The sequence below is a fragment of the Nocardia elegans NBRC 108235 genome (genome assembly GCF_001612845.1).
In the GTDB taxonomy this organism is placed as follows: domain Bacteria; phylum Actinomycetota; class Actinomycetes; order Mycobacteriales; family Mycobacteriaceae; genus Nocardia; species Nocardia nova.
This window is the reverse complement of the sequence record NZ_BDBF01000055.1, coordinates 37996-53189: the sequence shown is the minus strand read 5'-3', so window position 1 is coordinate 53189 and position 15194 is coordinate 37996. Positions and strand designations below refer to the sequence as shown.

Sequence of the window (15194 nt, the reverse complement as noted above, 5' to 3'; positions counted from 1 at the left end):
GGCGACGCCGCGGCCGCGCTGCAGGCGATGGAATCGCACCGCCTGCTGTGCGCGCACCGGCAGGGGCCGTTCGGTGTCGAACGATGGGACCGGATGGCCGGCGGCTGGGTCGCCGCGGCCGGAATCGGGACGGAATCCGCTGCCGGACAATGGTTTCCCGGCCAACCCCTGCTGGTGACCGCCAACGACCACGAGGCCCGCATCTACAACGGCGACACCGGTGTCATCGTGCGGTCCGCCGACGGTGGCCTGCGCGCCGCGCTGCAGCGCGGCAGCGAACCGTATCTGGTGCATCCCACCCAATTCCCGGGCGTGACCACGGTGTACGCGATGACCATCCACCGCAGCCAGGGCAGTCAGTACGGTGCGGTGACGATCGTGCTGCCGGGCCCGGAGTCGACGCTGCTGACCCGTGAACTGCTCTATACCGCGATCACTCGCGCCCGGCAGCGGGTGCGCATCATCGGTACGGCGGAGGCACTGGAGGCCGGGATCTCGCGGCGGGTGCTGCGGGCGAGCGGGTTGCGCGGCTGATCCGGGTCTCCTGCCGGTGTCAGCCCTGCACGGGGAGGAAGATCCCCGGAATCGTCAGGGCGAGTTCGACATCCTCGCGCCGCCCCAGGGTGACCAGAACCGTGCGAATCATCGTCAGCCGGGCCTCGGCGACCGCATCGGGATCCGGGTCCGCGCCCGGCGCGGTGGCCAGCGACACCTGATAGACCACGAATGCGCAGACCTGCAGCGCGGTGTCGAGGTCCAGCGGCGCCGGCAGTTGCCGGCCCAGCACCGCGAACTTCTCCCGCACCAGCGCGCGGATGTCGTCGAAGGCCTGCTCCCGGTACGCCGAGACCGGTGAGGCCGGATCGTGCAGTTCCGCGAACACCGGCCGCAGCATCGGCCCGTGCCCGCGGGCCCAGTCCAGGTACGCGTCGATGATGCCGATGCCGAGCGCCACCGGCTCGTCGGACTCTTCCAACGCCTTGCGGATGCCACCCACGAGGCCCTCGTTGGATTGCGTGAGTACCACATCGAGCGGGGCGGTGGCGTTGGCGAAATAGCGGTAGAAGGTGGGCCGCGAGATTCCGGCCTGGTCGATGATCCGCGCGACACTCAGTCCGCGCGAACCGAAGTCGGTGAACACCGCGGCGGTGGCGGTGACGATGCGGGAGCGGACCTCGTCGGCCTGCGCGCGCGTCTGTGGCGGCCGGCCCCGGCGAGCGGCGCCGTTGTGAGTGGTGACCACCCCGTCCTGCGGCATCCCGTGGTACCTCCCTGATCGGTCGTCCGGACTTGACATGGCCCGGCATCGCCCCATTAATCTAACATCGGTGTTAATATAACACTGGTGTTCAACAAATTGTTGGGCATCTGCCGACCGAGAGGGCCGACAATGACGACCGCCCCAGACCTCGCCGCCGCCCCGGCCCTGCCGCAGGACCTGGTGAACCGCCTGCTCGCGCACGCCACCGCGGGTGGCGCCCCCTCGGTGGCGGTCTTCGCCCCGGCCACCGGCGCGAAGATCGCCGATCTGCCGCAGTCGTCCACCGCCGATATCGACGCCGCCTTCGCGACCGCCCGCAGCGCCCAGCAGCAGTGGGCGCGGGTTCCGGTGCGCGAACGCGCCGCGGTGCTGCGCCGGTTCCACGACCTGGTCCTGGCCGAACAGGACACCATCCTCGACATCGTCCAGACCGAGGCCGGCAAGTCCCGCGTGCACGCCTTCGACGAGGTGGGTGACGTGGCGGTCAACGCCCGCTACTACGCCGCCGCGGCCGAACGGCTGCTGGCCTCGCGCACCCCGCGCGGTGTGCTGCCGGTGCTGACCAAGGTCGAGGTCCGCAACCGGCCCAAGGGCGTGGTCGCGGTGATCTCGCCGTGGAACTACCCGCTGGCCCTGGCCGCCTCCGACGCGCTGCCCGCGCTGATGGCCGGTAACGCGGTCGTCGCGCGACCGGACAACCAGACCGCGCTCACCGCCCTGTGGGCGATCGACGCCGCCGAACGCGCCGGACTGCCCGCGGGCCTGTGGCAGGCGGTGCTCGGCCGCGGCTCGGTGATCGGCGGCGAGGTGATCGCGCGCGCGGACTACGTCGACTACACCGGTTCCAGTGCCACCGGCCGCACCATCGCGCGGCAGGCGGGGGAGCGGCTGATCGGCTACTCGCTCGAACTGGGCGGCAAGAACCCGCTGCTGGTGCTCGCCGACGCCGATGTGAGCGCGGCCGCCAAGATCGCGGTGCGCGCCTGTTTCGCCTCGGCCGGGCAGCTGTGCGAATCCATCGAGCGCATCTATGTGCACGACCGTGTCTACGACCGGTTCGTCAGCGAATTCACCTCCGCCACAAAGTCTTTGCGGCTGGGCTCGGCGCTGGACTACTCCTACGAGATGGGGTCGCTGACCTTCGCGCGCCAGCTCGACACGGTCACCGAACACGTGCAGGACGCCGTCGCCAAGGGCGCGACCGTGCTGGCCGGCGGCCGCGCGCGCCCGGACCTCGGCCCGTACTTCTACGAGCCGACGGTGCTGGCCGGGGTGCGCCCGGGTATGACGGTCTACCGCGAGGAGACCTTCGGCCCGGTCGTCTCGATCTACCGCGTGCACAGCGACGACGAGGCCGTCGACCAGGCCAATGACACCGCTTACGGCCTCAATGCCAGTGTGTGGAGCCGCGATACCGGACGCGCGCGCGAGATCGCGGCCCGCATTCACGCCGGATCGGTCAACGTGAACGAGGGCTTCATCGCCGCGTGGGGCAGTGTCGCGGCCCCCTCCGGCGGGCTCGGCATCTCGGGCAGCGGCCGCCGCCACGGTCCCGAGGGGCTGCTCAAATACGTCGACACCCAGACCATCGCGGTCCAGCGCGCGCTGCCGCTCGCGCCGCTGCCGGGCATGTCGGAAGCACTGTGGGCGAAGACCATGACGCTCTACTTCGGCGTGATGAAGGCGTTGCGGCAGAAATGATCTCGCCCGCTCGGGCGCAGAGGACGTCGGGCACAGGGGACTTCGGGCACGAGGGACTCGGGTACGCAGGAAGAGGAACGGATATGGATACGGTCGCGGGCAAGCGGGTACTGATCACCGGCGCGGCGATGGGCCTGGGCAAATCCTTCGCCCAGCGCGCGGTGCGCGAACAGGCCGCCGACGTGGTGCTGTGGGATGTCAACGAGACCGCGCTGAAGCAAACCGCGGCCGAACTGTCCTCCGGATCGGTGAGCCGGGTGCACCACTACGTGGTCGACGTCTCCGACCAGCAGTCGATCATCGACGCCGCGGCGGCGGTGCGCTCGGAAGTCGGCGATATCGACGTGCTGGTCAACAACGCCGGCATCGTGCGCGGCAACGGCTACTTCTGGGAAACCGAGAACCGCGCCGACATCGACAAGACGATGGCGATCAATTCGCTGGCGCCGATGTACATCGCGCTGGAATTCCTGCCCGCGATGGTGCAGCGCAAAACCCCGGCGCGGGTGTTGAACATCGCCTCCTCGGCGGCGCTGGTGTCCAATCCGCGCATGAGTGTCTACGCCGCGTCCAAGTGGGCGGCGCTGGGCTGGTCGGATTCGGTGCGCCTGGAACTCGAGCAGTCCGGCAACGAGCACGTGAAGGTCACCACGGTGTGCCCGACCTACATCAACACCGGAATGTTCGACGGCGCCAAGGGTTTCTGGTTCACGCCGATCCTGGAGCAGGAAGAGGTCGTCGACACCGCGTGGCGGGAGATGAAGAACGGTGCGGCGCTGGTGGTGCTGCCGTGGACCTCGCGGCTCAACCGTGCCATCTCCGGTCTGCTGCCGCTGAAGGTGCGCGACTTCTACCTGAACAAGGTGGGCGTCTACCACTCGATGGACGAATTCACCGGTCGCAAGCCCTGAGACGCGGCCGATTCACGAGGCTTCGTCGCGCCGGTCACGCCACGGCAGCGTGACCGGCTCCGGCGGAATCCGCCCCGCCAGCAGCTCGCCGAGGAGCCCGGCGAGACCCAGCGGATACACCTGCTGGTCGGTGCTCGCGAGCTCGCCGACACTCCACCAGCGGAATTCGTCGATGGCGGTGCTTTCGTAGCTCAGCAGCCCGCTCGTGTCCGGATCCGTGCCGCTGGTGGGCAGCCGGTAGAAGAAATAGTCCTCACGGAACAAACCCGACAGCCATCCCGGGATGTCCAGATGCCCGGCGGCCACCGCCACCTGCGGCCCGAGATCGGCTGCGCTGATTCGCAATCCGGTCTCCTCACCCAGTTCCCGCGCCGCCGCCTCGGCCGGCGATTCCGCCGCGTCGATGCCGCCGCCAGGCGTGATCCAGTACAGCGGATCCAGCGTGCCGCGATAGGCGATGAGCAGAATCCGGTCGTCGGCGTCCGCGAGGATCACCCGTCCCGACCTGCGCGCGTATCGCTGCTCCACAACGCCCATGCTAGCGGCCGAAGCGAATCCGTTTGTGCCATACTCTGCGCGGCGGAATGCGCCGAGGGAGGACGGAAGTACGCATGGGCCTGATGGACAAGATCCGTGGCGAATTCGTCGACATCATCGAATGGCTCGACGATACGAATTCCACGCTGGCGTGGCGGTTCCCGCGTTACGACAACGAGATCAAGAACGGCGCCGAACTGATCGTGCGGGAGGGCCAGCAGGCCGTCTTCGTCTACCGGGGGCAGCTCGCCGACCGCTACGAGCCCGGCCATTACGCGCTGACCACGGAGAACATGCCGATCATGTCCACCTTGCAGGGGTGGAAGCACGGGTTCAACAGCCCGTTCCGGTCGGAGGTGTACTTCGTCAACACCAGGCCCGTCACCGATTTCCGCTGGGGCACACCGCAACCGGTCACCGTCCGTGATCCCGACTTCCGCATGGTGCAGGTCCGCGCCAACGGCACCACCATCGTGAAGGTGGTCGACCCGGCCGTCTTCCTGCGCCAGGTGATCGGCACCGAGAGCGTGGTCGACATGGAGCAGATCACCGATCTGCTGCGGCGGACCGTCGCGCTCGCCTTCTCCGACATGGTGCTCGCCACCGGACTCGGCGCGATCGATCTGCAGGGGCGTCAGGTCGAATTGTCCGACAAGCTGCGCGAATTCGTGGCCCAGCGGGTGGCGTCGTTCGGACTGGGTGTCGACGCGGTCACCATGACGATCTCGCTGCCGGAGGAGATCCAGCGGGCGATGACCCGCGGTGTGGCCCGCGGTGTCGAGGCCAGCGGTTTCGCCGACAACGTGCGCGATCCGAACCGGTATCAGCAGGTCCAGGCGGCCGACGCGATGCTCGCCGCCGCGCAGAATCCCGGCGGCGGGGCGATGGGCGCGGCGATGCAGGCCGGAATGGGCGTGGCCCTGGGCGGGCAGATGGCGGGCGCGATGCAGGGCGCCTTCGCCCAGCCCGCCGCCAACGGCTCCGCCCAGCCAGGCTATGGACAGCAGCCGCCGCCGCTTCCGGTGCAGCAGCAGTTCCACATCGACCTGGACGGGCAGGCGGCGGGTCCGTTCCCGGTGGATCAGCTGCGCCAGTTCGTCGCCGCCGGGCGCCTCACACCGCAGACGAACGTCTGGACCACCGGCATGTCCGCGTGGGCCGCGGCCTCGACCGTCCCCGCGCTGCAGTCGTTGTTCGGTGGTCCGCCGCCGCTGCCCGGCACCCCGCCCCCGCCGCCTCCCGCCGGCTAGCCCCACCTCAGCTGAACGGGGGGATCGATGAACGACTCACACCCACAACCGAACTCGTCGCCGATACCGCCACCGCTCCGCGACGGCTACGGCGAATCCGACGGCATGACCCCGCCTCCGCTGCGGCCGCCCGCGCCGGGTGGTTATCGCGAGGCGGAAGGGATGACCCCGTCACCGATGCCGCCGCCCATGCCAGGCGGTGGCTACCGCATGCAGGACGGCACGACACCGCCACCTGTGGGCGTCGGCGCGGAATATCCTGCCCCGGTCGCCGGTCGTTCCGGGCCGCCGGTTGTGAATCGCGGGCCGGGAGTTGGCGGCGGCCCGGCGCTCTATCCGCCCGCGAACTACCCGCCGGCGGCCACGACGCCGTTCGGTGCGCCGCCTGCTATGCCACCGCTCGGCTCGACACCTGGTGCAACGGCCCTCGGTCCGCCGTCTGCCACGCCGCTATCCGGCCCGACGCCGCTCGTTCGCGGGAACGACGTACCCGGCGGTTTCGAGGATGGGTCGCCACCTCCTATGGCCCCGCAGGGTTCCGCAGATCCGGCCACGCTGCACCGGACCGAACTGACGCGTACCTACCCCTGTACGGCGTGCGGTGGCCAGCTGGTGTTCGACATCGCCTCGCAGCAGTTGCGGTGTCCCAGTTGCGGTAACTACTCGCCGCTGTCGGCACCGCGGGCACCGGTCGTCGCGCGTGATCTGCGGCAGGCGATGGGGGAGTTGCGCGCGCTGCAGGCCGTGACCGCCGGCCCGCAGGTCACCGGCGATCGCGAGGTGAAGTGTCAGAATTGCGGTGGCACAACCACATTCGTCGGCAGTCTGACCGCGACGCGCTGTCCCTACTGCACCACGCCGATCCAGCGCGACGACGTGCACAACGCTCCGGCCCGGCTGCCGGTGGACGGTGTGGTCCCGTTCCGCATCGACGAGAAGGCGGCGCGCGAACGCGTCGAGAAGTGGGTCGCGGGACGGTGGTTCGCGCCGACCGCGTTCAAGAAGTACAAGCGGCTCGGTTCGCTGGCGAGCGTCTACCACGCCTACTTCACCTACGACGCCGACGTGCACACGTGGTATCGCGGCGAACGCGGCGAGGAGTACACGGAACGGTACTGGGACGACGGGGAACTGAAGAGCCGCACCGAAATTCGCTGGTATCCGGCGATGGGCGAGGTCGGCAACCGCTTCGACGATCTGCCGATCCTCGCCAACGACATCGACGACAGCGCCCGCGTCGCCGAACTCGAACCGTGGCCGGTCGCGGAGGCCACCGGTTATTCGCCCGAGTACGTCGCCGGCCATCTGGCCCGCACCTACGATCGCGACGCCGAGGAGATGTTCCCGGTCGCCCGGACGCGGATGGAACAGGTCATCGAGCAGACGGTGCGCGAGGATATCGGCGGCGACCGCCAGCATATCCACGACCTGCGCTCGACCTGGAACTCGCTGGCGTACAAGCACATTCTGCTGCCGATCTGGCTGTTGACCGTGGTCTACGCGAACACCCCGTTCCGGGTCTACATCAACGGCCTGACCGGTGAGGTCGTCGGGCAGCGGCCGTGGAGCAAGGTCAAACTCGCCGCCTTCGTCACGGTCGTCACCCTGCTGATCATCGGCGCGGTGGTCGCGCTGTCGATGTGGCACGGCGGCGGAACCCACCATCACAGCACCGGCCACACCACCGTCGTCCACCACGGGAGATGACATGTTCGTGCTGCTACTGCTCGTGCTCGCCCTCGTGGTGACCGTGGGCGGGATCGTCGCGATCGGGGCGGTGGCCCTGGCCCATCAGCGCCGCCGCATCGCCGCCGAGAACCAGGTGGTCCCGGGTACGGCCACCCGCGCGCCGACCGCCTGGGCGCGTTCCCACGACCCCGAGGCTCGCCTGCACCGCCGCCTGCGCGATGCGATGACGGCGTTGCGCGCGGTGACGGCCTACGACACGGCGGCAACGGTGACTCTGCGCGCGGATCTGGAACAGTCGGCACTGGCTCTCGACGACCACCTGGTCGCGATCTCGATGCTGCGTCCCGACGCGCGGACGGCACAGCTGGCACAGGCCGAGCGCGCGGTCGCGGCGGTCGAGGCGGGAGTCGCCGACTATGCCACGGCGGCAACACAACCGGATCTTCGCGCACTCGAGGCCGACCTGGCGGGGGTGCGGGAGCGGTTGCGCACGGCCGACGACTTTCGCCGCGGCATCGGCAGCTAGCTCCCGGCGCTCGTCCTGGTTCCGCACACCACCGTCGCGCCGTAGTCGGACGATTCCGCGATCGCGGGGCGCAGTCCGGTGGCCGCGACGATCGCTGTGGCGGTGTCGATCTGGGCGGTGCCGATCTCGACCAGTACCCAGCCGCCGACCGTCAGCCACCGCCCGGCGGCATCGGCCACGCGGCGCAGCACGTCGAGTCCGTCGGCGCCGCCGTCGAGGGCGGTGCGGGGTTCGTGGTCGCGGGCTTCCGGCGGCATCTGTGCGATCATCGCGGTCGGCACATACGGGGTGTTGGCCAGGAGCAGATCCACACGTCCGATCAGTTCGCCGGGCAGGGCGGCGAACAGGTCGCCCTGAAAGACTTGCGCGCCCAGCGGTTCCAGATTGCGTCGCGCGCACGCCACCGCGGCGGTGTCGATGTCGGCTGCGACCAGTTCGACGTCCACTCCGCCGTCGCGCAACGCGGTCGTCGCCGCCAGGCCCAACGCGCCGGAGCCGCAACACATGTCGACCACGGTGCGCCGATCGCCCGGCCGGGCGGCGGTGCGCTCGAGAGCCTCGTCGATCAGGAACGCGGTGCGTTGCCGCGGCACGAAGACGCCGGGGTCGAGCGCCACCCGCACGCCGCGGAAGTCGGCCCAGCCCACCAGGTATTCGAGCGGTATGCCGTCGACGCGCCGTGCGACGAGCGCGGAGAGCTCGCCGGGGGAGGCGGCGGCCTGCCGGAGCAGGGCCGCTTCCTCCTCGGCGAAGACGCATCCGGCGCGGCGCAGGGCCGCCACGACCGCGTCGGTGTCGGGATCGTCGGCTTCGAGGTCGATCACCTCACCATTGTCGGCACGGCGTCAACCGTATTTTTCCGCGCCCGCGCCGGCTAGCGGGCCGACGGCAGCAGGAAGGTGCGGGTCGCGTCGAGATAGATGCCGCGCTGGGCGGCCTTGCTCGGCGGCGGCAGTTGCGACACCAGCTGATCCAGCGAGGTCATCGCCCCGACCACGCGGGTGCCGGCGACGATGAAATCGGCCACCGCGCGGCGGATGTGATTCGGTGAGGTCACCACGACCGCGCTGGTCGCACCGGCGTCCTGAAGCATCCGGGTGCTGAACAGCGCGTTCTGCACGGTCGAATTGGCGCGGTCCTCGACCAGCACCCGCGAGGCCGGAATGCCGTGGCCGATCAGCCAGCCCGCCATCGCTGCGGCTTCGGGTACTCCGTTCTGCGGGTTGCCGCCGGTCACCACGATCGGCGACATCGGCGCCGCGATCGCCTGCAACCACGCGGCGGTGAGCCGGTTGACCAGTTCCGGGCGCAGGCTGCCGTCGGGCAGCAGCCCGTAGCCGAGCACCACGATGCCGGTCTGCGGGCCTACCAGCGCGGGCAGCGGATTGGGCAGGGTGCCGACGGCCGCGCCGATGGCACCGATGAGATTGCGGGCCCCCTGGGCCATGCCGGGGTCGATGGCCGCAAGCCGGTTGAACGCAGCTTCGCGAGTGAGCAGATCGCCGGTGTAGTCCGACCAGATACCCTGCAGGGCCAGCGCCTGCGCGTCGTCGGGTGTGTCGTCCAGCAGCGAGCGCAGGTCTGCCAGACCCGCGGCGTCGTTGCCGTTGACGAAGTTCTCCTGAGCCGAGTTGTACAGCGGCGCCGGTCCGTCGGCGGCCGTGGCCGTCGTGATGAGTGGTCCGGCCAGCAGCGCGGCCGCCGAGGCCGCGACGAGAAGATGTTTGACATGTCTGGCGATGTTCACTGCAGTCGACACCTTTCCGGGCGAGCGGGATCCCGCGTGGGTGGGGTGGGGCATTGGCACAGCCGTGCCCACCATACGGGCCGAATCGGTGAGGGCCGCGGATTTACCCCCGCTCGAGTCCGCATTCGCTGAGGTAGCCGCGGGCGTCGGCGCTGGTGCGCGGACCGATAAGGTGGCCGGGTGGACACCATTTCGCTGACCGGCAAACAACTCGCCGCCGACCTCAACGCCGAGACGAAGAACCGCGCTGCCGCACTGGCCGAATCCGGGGCCGCCCCGCGCCTGGTGCTGGTGGTGGCCAACGACGATCCGGCCAGCGGGTGGTATGTCAATTCGTTGCAGCGCGCGGCCGGTCGCCTCGGAATCGATTGCGAGACAACTGATCTCGGCGCGCAGGCGAGTGCCGCGGAGATTCGCGAGGCGCTGGCGAAGCTCAGCGAGGACCCGGCGGTGCACGCGGTGATGCTGCAGACGCCGCTGCCCGCGGGCGTGGAACTCAACGACGTCAGCGCGGCCATCGCCGCGGCCAAGGATGTCGACGGCGTCAGCCCGCTGTCGCTGGGACTGCTCGCCGCCGGACTGCCCGGATTCCCGCCCGCCACCTCACAGGCGGTGGTGGAGCTGGCCAAACATCACGAGATCGCGCTGGCGGGTCGGCACGTCGCGGTCGTCGGCCGGTCGAACGTGGTGGGCAAACCTCTGGCACAGCTGCTGCTGGCCGAGAATGCGACGGTGACGGTGTGCCATTCGCGCACCACGGACCTGCCGGCGGTCACCTCGGCCGCCGACATCGTGGTCGCGGCGGCCGGGCGGGCCGGGCTGATCGGTGGCGACCATGTGCGCGAGGGCGCGGTGGTCATCGACGTGGGTACCAACGAGGGTCCCGACGGTGGCATCGTCGGCGATGTGGACGCCGCTTCGGTCGAGGGCCGGGCGGCCGCACTGAGTCCGGTTCCCGGCGGTGTCGGACCCGTCACCACCGCGCTGCTGATGCGGCACGTGGTGGAGGCGGCCGAAGCGGCACGCTGATCACCAGTGGGTGGTCACCGGATCGCCCACACTCACGTTGTCGTAGTACCACTCGGCATCGGCGGGGGCCAGGTTGATGCAGCCGTGGCTGACATTCGAATTACCCTGCTGCCCGACCGACCAGGGCGCCGAATGCACGAAGACGCCGCCCGAGGTGAGCCGTTCGGCGAACTCGCCGGTCAGGTAGTAGCCCTCCGGATCGTCGAGCGGAATACCGATGGTGCGCGAGTCGAAGATGATGGTGCGGTCCTTCTCCATCACGGGGAAGGTGCCCACCGGAGTCTCACGTCCGGGCTTACCCATCGAGGCGGGCATGACCCGTGGCGCCTGCCCGGGAATGAATACGGTGAACGTATGCGCCGACATGTCGGCATCGGCACTGGTCCCGCCGTCGGTCCGGAATTCGGATCGAGCATCGCCAGCGGTCACGGTGAATCGCGCATCGGCCGGCAGGTATCCGGTGGAGTTCCAGACCAGTTCCTTGTCGTTGGCCCAGGCGAACGTCCCGGCCTGGGCGCCGACGTGCACGGATCGTTCGGCGCGGGCGCGATCGGTGACGGGTGCGGTGAACCGGACGGTGACCGGATGAGCGATTCCGACGACGGCGCCGTTGCTCGGTGAAATCGAGGCCACGGATGTGGTCTGCGGTGTCACCAGCACCGCTGCCGCTGTGCCCGTGGTGACTGCGGCCAGTACTGCTATGACTGTCGCCAGGAATACATGACGCATCATATTCCTCATGGCTCCACCCCCTCAGGTGGTGTGTGGATCAGGACCTCGATCCTAGTTCCGGATGATCATGGTCGCCGGAATAGTTTTCGCTTCGTAACGACAGTTACGGTGTGGCAAACCGAGGTTTAGCCGAGGGGTGTGGTAATGCGATCAGCCGACGACGGCAGCGAGAACGTCCGTGTGCAGTGCATCCGCACGAGCGAAGATCTCCTCGATGCGCTGCAGCGCGGGCGCGAACTCCTCGGCCTCGTGGTCGCCGAGCGAGCCGACGTTGATGGCGATATTCAACTGTGAACTGGCGGCCGCGGCCCGTGCGGCGTCGGCGGCGGCGCCGATGTCGGTGACCACGTTCGGATTGCCGATCGGCAGCAGATCCGCGGCCAGCGAGAGCACCTCGTCGGCTTCGGTGACCACCGCGGCGGGCACCCGCGCGGCCTGCAGCAGTGCCGAGGCGATCGCCTCCTTGCGGGCCGCGACCTGCTCGTCGGTGTCCTTGGGCAGCTTGTAGGCGGCGCCGACCGCGGTGAAGGCGGTGGCGTCGGCGTCGGCCAGGGCCAGCGCGCGCTCACGAGCGGCGTCGGCCGCCGCGATGATCCGATCGATCGCCGGGCGGTTGTCGGCGTCCTTGGCGCGGGTGGTGTAGCGGGCCACCATCGCCACCAGGGCGGCTCCCTGGGCGGCGTGCAGCGCCGCGACCGCACCGCCGCCGGGCGCGGGGATCTTGGCGGCGAGATCGTCCAGGTAGCGGCCGATCGTCGACTCTCCGAACGTCGTGGTGTCCGGCGACGATGCGGTGTCCTGAGACATGCTGCGGGGCCTCCCGTTTCGAGGAATCGGCGTGCGGTACGCCGATAACCGTACCGGGCCGCGCGCCCGATCATCGATCGGGCCGCACCGCCCTGTCGCGGACGGCGCGCGGGCGGTGTGCAGGATGGGACCCGAGGCCACCCCGGCCGCGATGGCGGATCGCGGTTTGTGACGGGTGGTGCAGTGCGTTAATCTCACTGCAACTGGTTGCATATGAACGGAGTTGCATACGATGCGAATCGGGTTGGGCATCAACTATGCGGGGGGCTTCAAAGAGGTCGCGGCCGAGGTCGCCGATCTGGAACGGGCCGGCCTGGACATCGTCTTCGTGCCCGAGGCCTACTCCTACGACGCGGTGAGTGGATTGGGATATCTGGCGGCCAAGACCGAGCGGGTGCAGCTGGCCTCGGGCATTCTGCAGCTCTACACCCGCACGCCCACGCTCACCGCGATGACCGCGGCGGGTCTGGACTACGTCTCCGACGGCCGCTATGTCCTCGGTCTGGGCGCCTCGGGACCGCAGGTCATCGAGGGGTTCCACGGTGTGCCCTACGACGCGCCGATCGGCCGCACCCGCGAGGTCGTGGAGATCTGCCGCAAGGTGTGGCGGCGCGAACGCCTGGAATACCAGGGCAGGTACTACACGATCCCGCTGCCCGCCGAACGCGGCACCGGACTGGGCAAGCCGCTGAAGCTGATCAACCACCCGGTGCGCGATCGCATCCCGGTGCTGCTGGCCGCGCTCGGCCCGAAGAACGTGCAGTTGGCCGCCGAACTGGCCGAGGGCTGGCAGCCGATTTTCTTCCTGCCGGAGAAGGCCGGCGACGTGTGGGGTGAGGCGCTGGCCGCCGGAAAGGCGAGACGCGATCCGGAACTCGGCGACCTCGACGTCTATGCCGGACCGGCGCTGGCGATCGGCGACAACGTGGAGCCGCTGCGGGAGTTCGTCAAACCGCATCTGGCGCTCTACATCGGCGGTATGGGCGCCAAGAGCAAGAACTTCTACCACTCGCTGGCCACTCAGTACGGTTACGGCGCCGAGGCCGACCGCATCCAGGAGCTGTATCTGGCCGGTAAGAAGGACGAGGCCGCCAAGGTCGTGCCCGACGATCTGGTGCGCGACATCTCGCTGATCGGTTCGGCGGGCTTCGTCAAGGAGCGGGTGGCGGCGTTCCGGGAGGCCGGGGTCACGGTGCTGAACGTGGTTCCGCTCGCCGCGACCGCGCCGGAACGGGTGAAGCTGATCGAACAGCTGCGCGAGCTGGTCTGACCGGCATGGTCGGCAGTCCGCTTCCGGGCTGCCGGCCCTGGCCGCTCAGTCCCTGTGCACTCGGTCTTCGTCTCAGCCCTGGTGGAGCGCCGCGAGCGCGGCGTCGAGGGTGGGGTGCAGGGCGAATACCTGATCGAGATTGGTCAGTTTGAGCTGTCTGCTGGTGGCCGGTCCCTCGGCGACCAGGACGATGCTCGTCGCGGAGCCGGCCCGCTGATGAGCGGCCACCAGCGCGGCCATACCGGCCGAGGCCAGGAAACTCACCTGCAACAGGTCGATGATCAGCGCCGCGGGTTTACCGCCGAGGGTCGCCTCGATCGCACTCTCCAGTGCGGGAGCGGTCGCCAGGTCGACCTCGCCGGCCACCGTGAGCACGGTCGCATCGTCGTGCACGCTGACCGAGGTGGTCATCGCGTCGGCGAGGGGATACGCGTCTCCGGAAGTGTTGGTCACGGTTGTCAATCTACCTGCTGGGTACCCGAGGCTCTCTCCAGCCGGGCAATTGCTTTCCGGCGCAAGGAGTTAACAGCGCGACGCGCGCGGAATCCCGCGCCTGTGCGCCGGCGGAGGTGTCGTCGCCGATTTCCCGGGTATCGCGAGCACAACCGGAGAGGCGGTTCGCTCGCGGGCGGGGCGAGGTCGCCCGATTCGATCGGCGCCCGGAGGAGTGGTTGGTCATGGCGCATATCGAGAACGGCCGAGCGCCGGAGACGGCGTCGGTGGCCGAATTGGTCGGCACCACCACGGAGCAACTGAGCCGGCTGGTCCGTGAGGAGGCGAAACTCGCCGTTGTCGAGGCCCAGGGCAAGGCCAAACGGCTGGGAGCCGGCGCCGGACTCGTCGGTGCCGCCGCCGTGCTGGGGCTGGCGGTAATCGGCGTGCTGGTCGCGGCGGCGATCATGGGTCTGGCGCTGGTGTTGCCCGCGTGGGCGGCCGCGTTGATCGTGGCCGGCGCGCTGGCCGTGGTCGCCGGCGTCCTCGGTCTCCTCGGGCGGACGAGCATCCGCAAGGGGAGTCCGCCGATACCGGAGGATGCCGCCGCGAATGTCCGGGAAGATGTTGCCGTCATCAAGGAGAGGACTCGGCGATGAACATCCCTTCCGATCCGGAAGCGTTGCGTTACGACCGGGATCTGACGCGCGAGGAACTGGGCCGAACGGTGCAGGCGCTGAGCGACAAGCTCGACGTACCCGGTCGCACCCGCGAGCGGCTGCACCGCGGTGCCCGGTCCGCTCAGGACAATGCGGACCGGGCCGCGCAGGTCGTCAAGCAGATCCCGCTACCGGCGATCGGCGTTACGGCGGCGGGTGCGGTGGCCGCGATCTGGCTGGTGCGGCGCAAGCGGTCGTGAGGAGTCAGTTCGCATCGCCGGCGCCGCGCGGCTCACCGAGAGGCCGGCGCGCGTAGGTGCGCTCGGGCCTGACGGTGATCACATCGGTGACCTGGACGAGTTCGGCGGGCACGATGCCGTCGGGAAAGTGCTCGAGACTGGGCACGATCACCGCTTCGGCATCGTGGGTGATCGCCGCGCCGATCAGGAACTGCACCGGATTGTCGGTGCGATCGCCGAAGGCAGCCGTTTCCGACAGTGTGTAACCCAGACGTCTTGCCAGACAACGGATCTGCGCCGCATCCCACTCCTGGTGCAGATGTGACATCTCCGTGCGCAGAAAGCCGAGGGCTCGAAAACTCATGGCAGTCCTCCTCGCGTCGTCCGCAATCGGAATACCGGCG

At 69.3% G+C, this 15194-nt stretch carries 18 protein-coding genes; 10 read left to right on the top strand and 8 right to left on the bottom strand.

The features are described 5' to 3' along the window. Positions 1 to 534, top strand: a 534-nt coding sequence (locus NE2_RS29965; RefSeq protein ID WP_167356796.1) for an ATP-binding domain-containing protein, incomplete at its 5' end; no start/stop codon positions are given. A 19-nt stretch (positions 535 to 553) separates the two neighbouring features. Here the strand turns inward: NE2_RS29965 and NE2_RS29960 are convergent. After that, positions 554 to 1258: a TetR/AcrR family transcriptional regulator gene (locus NE2_RS29960; protein WP_063031522.1), complete on the bottom strand. Its 705-nt coding sequence runs from the start codon at positions 1256 to 1258 to the stop codon at positions 554 to 556. Positions 1259 to 1390: 132 nt separating this feature from the next. Between NE2_RS29960 and NE2_RS29955 the strand changes: the two genes are divergently transcribed. Together NE2_RS29955 and NE2_RS29950 are read left to right on the top strand one after the other, a co-directional pair. After that, entirely contained in the window at positions 1391 to 2962 is a 1572-nt protein-coding gene (locus NE2_RS29955) for a succinic semialdehyde dehydrogenase (protein WP_063031520.1), read from the top strand. A gap of 83 nt (positions 2963 to 3045) precedes the next feature. Then, a complete protein-coding gene (locus NE2_RS29950; protein WP_063031518.1) occupies positions 3046 to 3873 on the top strand; it encodes an SDR family NAD(P)-dependent oxidoreductase in 828 nt (275 codons plus the stop codon). Between the two features lie 12 nt (positions 3874 to 3885). On the opposite strand, the gene NE2_RS29945 is transcribed toward NE2_RS29950, so the two are convergent. Beyond that, positions 3886 to 4401, bottom strand: coding sequence for an NUDIX domain-containing protein (locus NE2_RS29945; RefSeq protein WP_218018689.1), 516 nt, complete (start codon positions 4399 to 4401; stop codon positions 3886 to 3888). Between the two features lie 83 nt (positions 4402 to 4484). On the opposite strand from NE2_RS29945, the gene NE2_RS29940 reads away from it, so the two are divergent. The 3 genes from NE2_RS29940 (at position 4485) to NE2_RS29930 (ending at position 7875) form a co-directional block, all read left to right on the top strand. Further along, positions 4485 to 5660, top strand: a complete 1176-nt coding sequence (locus NE2_RS29940; protein WP_063031514.1) for an SPFH domain-containing protein — start codon at positions 4485 to 4487, stop codon at positions 5658 to 5660. A gap of 522 nt (positions 5661 to 6182) precedes the next feature. Then, positions 6183 to 7367 (top strand): TFIIB-type zinc ribbon-containing protein, encoded by a 1185-nt coding sequence (locus NE2_RS29935; protein WP_063909521.1) that lies wholly within the window; start codon positions 6183 to 6185, stop codon positions 7365 to 7367. A 1-nt stretch (position 7368) separates the two neighbouring features. After that, on the top strand, positions 7369 to 7875 hold the full coding sequence (locus NE2_RS29930; RefSeq protein ID WP_063031513.1) for a hypothetical protein: 507 nt from the start codon (positions 7369 to 7371) through the stop codon (positions 7873 to 7875). On the opposite strand, the gene NE2_RS29925 is transcribed toward NE2_RS29930, so the two are convergent. After that, on the bottom strand, positions 7872 to 8699 hold the full coding sequence (locus tag NE2_RS29925; RefSeq protein WP_084494422.1) for a putative protein N(5)-glutamine methyltransferase: 828 nt from the start codon (positions 8697 to 8699) through the stop codon (positions 7872 to 7874). The genes NE2_RS29930 and NE2_RS29925 overlap by 4 nt on opposite strands. A 50-nt stretch (positions 8700 to 8749) precedes the next feature. Next, a complete protein-coding gene (locus tag NE2_RS29920) occupies positions 8750 to 9622 on the bottom strand; it encodes a YdcF family protein (protein ID WP_063031511.1) in 873 nt (290 codons plus the stop codon). A 180-nt stretch (positions 9623 to 9802) separates the two neighbouring features. On the opposite strand from NE2_RS29920, the gene NE2_RS29915 reads away from it, so the two are divergent. Beyond that, the gene (locus NE2_RS29915) at positions 9803 to 10651 is read left to right on the top strand and encodes a bifunctional 5,10-methylenetetrahydrofolate dehydrogenase/5,10-methenyltetrahydrofolate cyclohydrolase (protein ID WP_063031509.1); all 849 of its coding nucleotides are present in this window, start codon (positions 9803 to 9805) and stop codon (positions 10649 to 10651) included. On the opposite strand, the gene NE2_RS29910 is transcribed toward NE2_RS29915, so the two are convergent. Further along, the gene (locus tag NE2_RS29910; protein WP_063031507.1) at positions 10652 to 11392 is read right to left on the bottom strand and encodes a L,D-transpeptidase; all 741 of its coding nucleotides are present in this window, start codon (positions 11390 to 11392) and stop codon (positions 10652 to 10654) included. It lies immediately after the preceding gene. Between the two features lie 141 nt (positions 11393 to 11533). Continuing rightward, positions 11534 to 12190, bottom strand: coding sequence for a cyclodeaminase/cyclohydrolase family protein (locus NE2_RS29905; RefSeq protein WP_030517653.1), 657 nt, complete (start codon positions 12188 to 12190; stop codon positions 11534 to 11536). Between the two features lie 232 nt (positions 12191 to 12422). On the opposite strand from NE2_RS29905, the gene NE2_RS29900 reads away from it, so the two are divergent. Then, the gene (locus NE2_RS29900; protein WP_063031505.1) at positions 12423 to 13460 is read left to right on the top strand and encodes an LLM class F420-dependent oxidoreductase; all 1038 of its coding nucleotides are present in this window, start codon (positions 12423 to 12425) and stop codon (positions 13458 to 13460) included. A gap of 72 nt (positions 13461 to 13532) precedes the next feature. Here the strand turns inward: NE2_RS29900 and NE2_RS29895 are convergent, their stop codons facing one another. Next, a complete protein-coding gene (locus NE2_RS29895) occupies positions 13533 to 13871 on the bottom strand; it encodes an STAS domain-containing protein (RefSeq protein ID WP_030517651.1) in 339 nt (112 codons plus the stop codon). A 266-nt stretch (positions 13872 to 14137) separates the two neighbouring features. On the opposite strand from NE2_RS29895, the gene NE2_RS29890 reads away from it, so the two are divergent. Then, complete coding sequence (locus NE2_RS29890; protein WP_063031504.1) at positions 14138 to 14551, top strand: phage holin family protein; 414 nt, start codon at positions 14138 to 14140, stop codon at positions 14549 to 14551. Continuing rightward, positions 14548 to 14811 (top strand): DUF3618 domain-containing protein, encoded by a 264-nt coding sequence (locus NE2_RS29885; RefSeq protein ID WP_063031502.1) that lies wholly within the window; start codon positions 14548 to 14550, stop codon positions 14809 to 14811. The genes NE2_RS29890 and NE2_RS29885 overlap by 4 nt, the downstream gene beginning before the upstream one ends. Before the next feature lie 4 nt (positions 14812 to 14815). On the opposite strand, the gene NE2_RS29880 is transcribed toward NE2_RS29885, so the two are convergent. Then, a complete protein-coding gene (locus NE2_RS29880; RefSeq protein ID WP_063031500.1) occupies positions 14816 to 15154 on the bottom strand; it encodes a hypothetical protein in 339 nt (112 codons plus the stop codon). Between the last annotated feature and the right edge of the window lie 40 nt (positions 15155 to 15194).

Bases quoted from the DNA above. Each gene is read 5' to 3' on its own strand.
- NE2_RS29960 (WP_063031522.1), bottom strand. From the start codon at position 1,258: ATGCCGCAGGACGGGGTGGTCACCACTCACAACGGCGCCGCTCGCCGG.
- NE2_RS29955 (WP_063031520.1), top strand. From the start codon at position 1,391: ATGACGACCGCCCCAGACCTCGCCGCCGCCCCGGCCCTGCCGCAGGAC.
- NE2_RS29950 (WP_063031518.1), top strand. From the start codon at position 3,046: ATGGATACGGTCGCGGGCAAGCGGGTACTGATCACCGGCGCGGCGATG.
- NE2_RS29940 (WP_063031514.1), top strand. From the start codon at position 4,485: ATGGGCCTGATGGACAAGATCCGTGGCGAATTCGTCGACATCATCGAA.
- NE2_RS29935 (WP_063909521.1), top strand. From the start codon at position 6,183: ATGGCCCCGCAGGGTTCCGCAGATCCGGCCACGCTGCACCGGACCGAA.
- NE2_RS29930 (WP_063031513.1), top strand. From the start codon at position 7,369: ATGTTCGTGCTGCTACTGCTCGTGCTCGCCCTCGTGGTGACCGTGGGC.
- NE2_RS29910 (WP_063031507.1), bottom strand. From the start codon at position 11,392: ATGAGGAATATGATGCGTCATGTATTCCTGGCGACAGTCATAGCAGTA.
- NE2_RS29905 (WP_030517653.1), bottom strand. From the start codon at position 12,190: ATGTCTCAGGACACCGCATCGTCGCCGGACACCACGACGTTCGGAGAG.
- NE2_RS29900 (WP_063031505.1), top strand. From the start codon at position 12,423: ATGCGAATCGGGTTGGGCATCAACTATGCGGGGGGCTTCAAAGAGGTC.
- NE2_RS29895 (WP_030517651.1), bottom strand. From the start codon at position 13,871: ATGACCACCTCGGTCAGCGTGCACGACGATGCGACCGTGCTCACGGTG.
- NE2_RS29890 (WP_063031504.1), top strand. From the start codon at position 14,138: ATGGCGCATATCGAGAACGGCCGAGCGCCGGAGACGGCGTCGGTGGCC.
- NE2_RS29885 (WP_063031502.1), top strand. From the start codon at position 14,548: ATGAACATCCCTTCCGATCCGGAAGCGTTGCGTTACGACCGGGATCTG.
- NE2_RS29880 (WP_063031500.1), bottom strand. From the start codon at position 15,154: ATGAGTTTTCGAGCCCTCGGCTTTCTGCGCACGGAGATGTCACATCTG.